This is a genomic window from uncultured Pseudacidovorax sp., from assembly GCF_913773995.1.
Classification (GTDB): Bacteria; Pseudomonadota; Gammaproteobacteria; order Burkholderiales; family Burkholderiaceae_C; genus Xenophilus.
In genome coordinates this window covers 21,022-27,709 of sequence record NZ_CAJYES010000046.1, presented here as the reverse complement: position 1 = coordinate 27,709, position 6,688 = coordinate 21,022, and the positions used below count along the sequence as shown (strand labels likewise).

The window sequence follows — 6,688 nt, the reverse complement described above, 5'->3', positions numbered from 1 at the left end:
CATCGCCCACCGTCACCGCCGGTGCCAGGAGCCCGGGCAGCTGCGGCCGCTGCGCCGCAGTGCCCAGCGGCGTGTAGGCAAGCGGCAGGCCGAAGAAGCCAGCCACGCCCAGCGTCTGCATGCCGGGGCAGGCAGCCTCCAGCGCGCGGCGCAAGGGCTCGCTGCGCACGTCGATGCAGAAGGCGGCCTGCACCTCGGGCGCCGCGGCTGCGGCCGGGGGCGTGCGGCCGATCAGCGAGGCGGCGAGGCCGCGCTGATAGCCGGCTTCGAGCGCGGTCTGCCAGACCTCGTCCACGCGCAGGTCCTGCTCGGCCTGCGCCAGCACCTCTGCGGCGCGGCCCCATTCCCGCTGCACCGCGGCGAAGGCCTGCCGGGCGGCCAGGTCGTCCTTGCAGTCCAGCAGCAACGCGCCCCAGGCCAGCCGGATGGCCAGCAGCTCGCGCAGGTGCGGATCGTCGCGACCCGTCAGCCGGGCCTGCCAACCCAGGTAGGCGCACCACGACGCCCAGCCATTGACGGTGAGCAGCACCGACTCCAGGTAGTCGGCCCACACCGCCGGCGGGAGGCCCAGGCGCGCGATCACCCAGTGCTCGGCCTCGCGCGCCGTGGCCGGCAGGGCGTCGATGCTGCGGCCGATGTGCGGCAGCCCCATGAGCAGGCCGATGCCGTGGTCGTGCTGCAGCGTCTCGCGCCAGAAGGCATAGAGGCCTTGCGCCCGCGCCGGCTGCCAGTCGGCCTGGTGCCGGTCGAACCAGGCGGCGCAGGTCTGGCTGACCTGATGGGTGATGGCCTGCCGCCAGGCCAGGCGGGTGTGGCGCTGCGGGTCGTTGTCGAGCACGTCGATCAAGAGCGGCAGCGGTTGAACCGGCAGGGGCCGGGCCAGCGCGTCAACGCAGGCCGCGGGCGTGAGTGCGGTCTCGTGCATCTGCTGCAGGGCCTCTTGCAGGTCGGTGGCCGTGATGCGACCTTCGGCCCAGGCCTGCGCCTGCCGCTCGCGCGGCGGGAAGACGTGGATGCCCGCCAGCACCGCCATGCGCGCAGCCACCCGGCGCACCGGCATGCCGATGCGCGACCAGTGTGGGTTGACGGCGATGGCGCTGTCCAGCGGCCAGGCGGGCGCGATGGCCTCGCAGGCGCGGCGGCAGGCGGCGTCGATCCGGTCGGCCTGCAGGCCGGCGGGATGGGGCCGCGTCGCCGCATCGAGCGGCGCCGCCGTGGCGGCGGGGCGCGTGGGGTTCAGGACATCCGTCATGGTGTTCTCCGTGCAGGAATGGAGGATCAGGCAGCGGGTGCAGGCAGCCGCCCGGTCTGGGCACCGCGGTGCGTCTCGGGTGTCCACCGTGCCGGCCACAGCCGCAGCGCCACGCGCGTGTAGACCTCGTCGACATAGAAGCCGGCATAGCTCCAGCGCCGCGCGCGTGCCAGGGCCTGGGGCCGCCATTGCAGCGTGGCGAGGCCGAGGTAGAGCAGCGCCATGCCCAGCAGCGCCACGGGGCCGGCGAGGGCCTGCGGGGCATCCTTGAGCCCCAGCGGCAGCGCATGCATCAGGCGCGCGGCCAGGGCAAGACCGCCGACCATCAGCAGGCCCCAGAGCAGGGCCCGCACGCGGGCACCGACCGCCGCCGGCGCGGCCGGCAGCCACAGCATCGGCGCCCAGGTCAGACCCAGCAGCGCGCTCCACCACAGCGGCCAGGCCGGGCCGCCCACGGCAGCCAGCACCCCCAGCACCGTGCCGATGCCCAGCACCGGCGCCAGCAGCAGACTGAGCGATGTCGGCGTGGCCGCCGCATGCAGCGCCTGCCGCCGCGTATCGCGCACCACGCCCGAGGCCGACAGGAAGGCATGGGCCTTGTAGAGCGAGTGGCCGATGAGGTGCAATGCCGCCAGCGTGTACAGGCCCACCGCGCACTCCAGCAGCATGAAGCCCATCTGCGCCACGGTTGACCAGGCCAGCCGCACCTTGATGCTGATGCGCGTGAGCATGACCAGGCCCGCCAGCACCGCCGTGGCCACGCCGAAGGCCAGCAGCAGCCACCGCGCCGGCGCCGCCGCATCCAGCAGCGGCGCAAAGCGGATCAGCACGAAGCCGCCGAGGTTGACCACGCCCGCATGCAGCAGGGCCGACACGGGCGTCGGCGCCTCCATCACCTGGATGAGCCAGCCATGCACCGGCATCAAAGCGGTGCGCAGCACGACCGCCAGGACCAGCGCCACGGCGGCCCACTGCAGCGGCGTGGACAGGCCCTGCTGCGCGACATGCGCCCACAGCGCCGACAGCGAGCCGCTGCCCACCTCGCGCCAGGCCAGGCCCGCGGCCAGCAGCAGCAGCCCGTCGGCAATCCGGTCGGCGATCCGCTTCTTGTGCGCGGCCAGCAGCGCGAAGGGACGGTCCGGGTAGAAGCACAGCAGCCGCTGCAGCACCGCCCCCACCGCCGCCCAGGCCGCGATCAGCACCAGCCAATGGTCGGCCATCAGCAGCAGGTGCACGGCCGCCAGCACGCTGCCGAGCGCGGCCACGTAGCGGCGCTGGCCGGCCTCGCCTTCCAGGTAGCGGGCCGAGAAGCCGGCGATCACCATGCCCAGGCCCTGCACCAGCAGCGCCAGCACGAGGCCCAGCGCCGTGGGCTGCAGGCCAGGCAGGCCCTGCAGCCGCGACGGGCCCGCGAGCAGCGCCAGCGCCGCAGCCGCCAGCGCCAGGCCGCACAGCGCCTGGAAGCCGCGCCAGCTGGCCGCCACGGCCAGCCGGCCGGACAGGGCGAGCGCCGCGGCCAGCGCCATGGCGAGGGGCGGCAGCAGCGACAGGGCCGGCCCTGGAATGTGTGCGAAGTCCATCGCGAACCCTCCGAAGAAAAACTGGGCGCGATGATGCTTGGCAGGTTTCGTTCTGTAAATTACATTGATACGAACCAATCAATCTTAAAAAAAGAACAATGCAGCTGGAGCAGCTCAACTTCCACCACCTGTTCTATTTCTGGCGCGTGGCCACGCTGGGCCACCTGACGCGGGCGGCAGAGGAACTGCACACCTCGCAGTCGGCGGTATCGGCGCAGATCCGGCAGCTGGAGGACCGGCTGGGCGAGGCGCTGTTCACGCGCGAGGGCCGGCGGCTGGCGCTCACCGACACCGGGCAGCTGGTGCTGGCCTATGCCGAGAACATCTTCGGGTTGGGGCAGGAGATGCTGGGCCGATTGCAGGGCCGCAGCGCCGGCGTCACACGCCTGCGTGTCGGCGCCGTGGCCACGCTGTCGCGCAACTACCAGGAGAACTGGCTGCGCCCGCTGCTAGCCGATCCGGCGGTGGTGCTGACGCTGGAGTCGGGCCTGCTCGAAGGCCTGGTCGAGCGCCTGGTGCAGCATCAGCTCGACGTGGTGCTGGCCACCGAGACGGTGCCCGCCGACCCCGACCGGCCGCTGCACTGCCGGCTGCTCGGCAGCCAGTCGATCTCGCTGGTGGGCCCGGCCAGCCGCTGGCAGGGCCGGCCGCTGCGCATTCCGGAGGACCTCGACGGGCTGGAGATCGCCCTCCCCGGCCCGCGCCATGCGCTGCGCGGCCAGTTCGACGGCCTGTGCGCCTCGGCCGGCGTGACGCCCCGGCTGCGCGCCGAGGTGGACGACATGGCCATGCTGCGCCTGATCGCGCGCGACAGCGGCTGGCTCACGGTGCTGCCCGAGGTGGTGGTGCAGGACGAGCTGCGCAACGGCACGCTGGTGATCGTGGCTCGCTCCGATGCGCTGCAGGAGCGCTTCTATGCCATCACCACGCCGCACCGCCACCGCATCGAGGTACTGGAGCGGTTGATGGTGCAGGCGCCGGCGGCGGGCTGAAGAGCGCGCAGGAGAAGGCGTGCCCCGGCTTCGACAGGCTCAGCCCGAACGGCTGTTGGGACACTGAGCCACGCTGCTGCGTGTTGCTGCTCAACCCGGACGGCTTGGGGTGCACCGGGCCATGCGCGCCGCGCGCTGCGGCCTTAGCCGCCGACCAGTGGCCACTCCTGCCCGTCCACCGTCACCAGCACGCCGAGGGTGGTGTCGCTCTGCGCCAGCGGCACGCCCATGAAGCGTTCCTTGTCCAGTCCATCGTCGCCCATGTTGATGGCGATGCGGCCGTTGCGCCGGGCCTCGATCAGTTCGTCGTACTGAGCCGGCGTGAGCAGCAGCTTCTGCGGGTAAGCGTTGTCGTGCTCGGCCCAGTGCTTGCGGATGGCGTGGAGGGCGAGGTCGTAGAGAGTGGCCATGGGCGGGATCATAGAAAACACGGACACGCCGCCACGCTGGCCCAAAGAAAAAGGCGGCCCGCAGGCCGCCCCGATGCACAGGGCAGGGCCGCACGCGCGGCCCCGCCGCCATCACTTCCGCAGCTTGGCCAGCTCGGCCATCATGGCCTGCACGGTGCCCTCGCCCACGCTGGCCGAGTTCTTGTCGATCACGGGCTTCATCTTCTCGCGCAGCTTGGTCACCTCGGCGGGGGACAACTCGTTCACTTCCATGCCGGCCTTCTTCAGGTCTTCCAGGCCGCTCTGCAGAATGGCGCGCGACTGGGTGCGCTCGTACTGGGCCGACTCGACCGCGGCCTCCTTCAGGATCTTCTGGTCTGCCGGCGGCAACTGGTCCCAGAACTTCTTGCTGATCACCACCGACTGCGGGTTGTACTGGTGGTTGGTGATCGTCATGTACTTCTGGACCTCGTAGAGCTTGGCGGCCTTGATGGTGGCCACCGGGTTCTCCTGGCCGTCCACGGCCTTCTGCTCCAGCGCGGCGTACACCTCCGGGAAGGGCAGCGGCGTGGGGTTGGCACCCAGCGCCTTGACCCAGTCCACATTGATCGGGCTGGGGATCACGCGCAGCTTGAGGCCCGCGACGTCCTCCACCTTCTGGATCGGGCGCTTGCTGTTGGTGATCTGGCGGAAGCCCAGCTCGTAGTAGGCCAGGCCGACCAGGCCCTTGTCTTCCAGCTTCTTGTGCAGGTTCTGGCCGAAGGGGCCGTCCACCACCGCGTCGGCCTCGCGCGCGTTGCCGAACAGGAAGGGGAAGTCGTAGATCGCGAAGTCCTTCACCAGGCTGGAGAAGATGCCCGAGTTCATCGAGGCCATCTCGAGCGTGCCGCCCTGCAGGGCCGACACGTTGGCCTGGTCGCTGCCCAGCACGCCGCCGGGGAAGACCTGCACCTTCAGGCGACCGGCGGACTTCTTGTCGACCAGATCGGCGAACTTCTCCATGCCCAGCACGATGGGGTGGCCCTTGGCGTTCTGGTTGGCGAACTTGATGGTGCGCGTCTGCGCGGGCGCCATGCCGGCGGCGGCGAGGGCCACGGCGGCCACGATGGTCTTGAGGAAGAGTCGCTTCATGTCGGGGGTCTCCTGGGTCGCGAGAAGAAAAACGGAAAGAAGAAAGGAGCGGTCGCTCAGCCGTGGAACCAGCGCGCGGGCACGATCACCAGCGCGGGGAAGAACACCATCAGGAACATCACGCCGAACTGCGCCACCATGAAGGGCCACACGCCCTTGGTGACCTCGTCCATGCTGACCTTGCCCACGCCGGCCACGGTGCTGAGCACCGTGCCCACCGGCGGCGTGATCAGCCCGATGGCGTTGTTGATGATGAACAGCACGCCGAAGTACACCGGATCGATGCCGGCGGCCTTGATGATGGGCATGAACACCGGCGTGAGGATCAGGATGGTGGGCGTCATGTCCATGGCCGTACCCACCAGCATGGTGATGACCATGATCACGAACATCAGCAGGATCGGGCGGTCGAGCAAGGGCTGCAGCACGGCCACCAGTTCGGCGGGCAGGTTGGCGACGGTGATCATCCAGGCCGACACCATCGCGGCGGCGACCAGGAACATGATCACGGCCGTGGTGCGCGCCGCGGCCTCGAACAGGCCATAGAGCTGCGAGAGCTTGAGCTCCTTGTAGATGACGGTGGAGACGAAGAGCGCATACACCGCGGCCACCACCGCCGCCTCGGTGGGCGTGAACACGCCGAATTTGAGGCCCACGATCACGATCACCGGCAGCACGAGCGCGAAGGTGGCGTCCTTGAGGGCCGTGACCACCTCGGCCCGGCTGGCGCGCGGGGCGGGCTGGATGTTCTCCTTGCGCACCAGCCACCACCAGGTGACCCACAGCGCACCACCGAGCATGATGCCGGGCGCGATGCCGGCCATGAAGAGCTTGGAGATCGACACGTTGGCCGCCACGCCGAAGACCACGAAGCCGATGGAGGGCGGGATGATGGGCGCGATGATCGAGGCCGCCGACAGCAGGCCGGCCGAGCGCGCCTTGTCGTAGCCGGCACGGTTCATCATGGGCAGCAGCAGGGCCGCCAGCGCCGCGGCATCGGCCACGGCCGAGCCCGACAGCGAGGCCATGATGATGGCCGCCATGATGCCCACGTAGCCCAGGCCGCCGCGCACATGGCCCACCAGCGTCATGGCGAAGTTGACGATGCGCCGCGACAGGCCGCCGGCGTTCATGATTTCGCCGGCCAGCATGAAGAAGGGCACGGCCAGCAGCGGGAAGCTGTTGGCGCCCTCCAGCGTGTTCTGCGCCAGGATCTGCGGATCGAACATGTCCATGTGCCACATCAGCGCCGCGCCGCAGGCCAGCAGCGAGAACGCAATGGGCACGCCCAGCGCCATGGCGCCGAGCAGGGCGCCGAGGAAGATCGCGATGGTCATGGCCGTC

At 70.4% G+C, this 6,688-nt stretch carries 6 protein-coding genes; 1 reads left to right on the top strand and 5 read right to left on the bottom strand.

The genetic code is table 11. From position 1 onward, the window contains the following. The coding region (locus QZ772_RS04465; protein WP_295523442.1) for a putative inorganic carbon transporter subunit DabA at positions 1-1,252 on the bottom strand (1,252 nt) is incomplete at its 3' end. 26 nt (positions 1,253-1,278) lie between these two features. Continuing rightward, positions 1,279-2,832: an NADH-quinone oxidoreductase subunit L gene (locus QZ772_RS04460; RefSeq protein ID WP_295523440.1), complete on the bottom strand. Its 1,554-nt coding sequence runs from the start codon at positions 2,830-2,832 to the stop codon at positions 1,279-1,281. 98 nt (positions 2,833-2,930) lie between these two features. Here QZ772_RS04460 and QZ772_RS04455 point away from each other — a divergent pair, with 98 nt between their 5' ends. Continuing rightward, complete coding sequence (locus tag QZ772_RS04455) at positions 2,931-3,824, top strand: LysR substrate-binding domain-containing protein (RefSeq protein ID WP_295523438.1); 894 nt, start codon at positions 2,931-2,933, stop codon at positions 3,822-3,824. Between the two features lie 143 nt (positions 3,825-3,967). Here the strand turns inward: QZ772_RS04455 and QZ772_RS04450 are convergent, their stop codons facing one another. The 3 genes from QZ772_RS04450 to QZ772_RS04440 form a co-directional block, all read right to left on the bottom strand. After that, entirely contained in the window at positions 3,968-4,234 is a 267-nt protein-coding gene (locus QZ772_RS04450) for a hypothetical protein (RefSeq protein ID WP_295523436.1), read from the bottom strand. A gap of 111 nt (positions 4,235-4,345) precedes the next feature. After that, positions 4,346-5,344: a TRAP transporter substrate-binding protein gene (locus QZ772_RS04445; RefSeq protein ID WP_295523434.1), complete on the bottom strand. Its 999-nt coding sequence runs from the start codon at positions 5,342-5,344 to the stop codon at positions 4,346-4,348. Between the two features lie 56 nt (positions 5,345-5,400). Next, on the bottom strand, positions 5,401-6,681 hold the full coding sequence (locus QZ772_RS04440; protein ID WP_295523432.1) for a TRAP transporter large permease subunit: 1,281 nt from the start codon (positions 6,679-6,681) through the stop codon (positions 5,401-5,403). Positions 6,682-6,688: the final 7 nt, after the last annotated feature.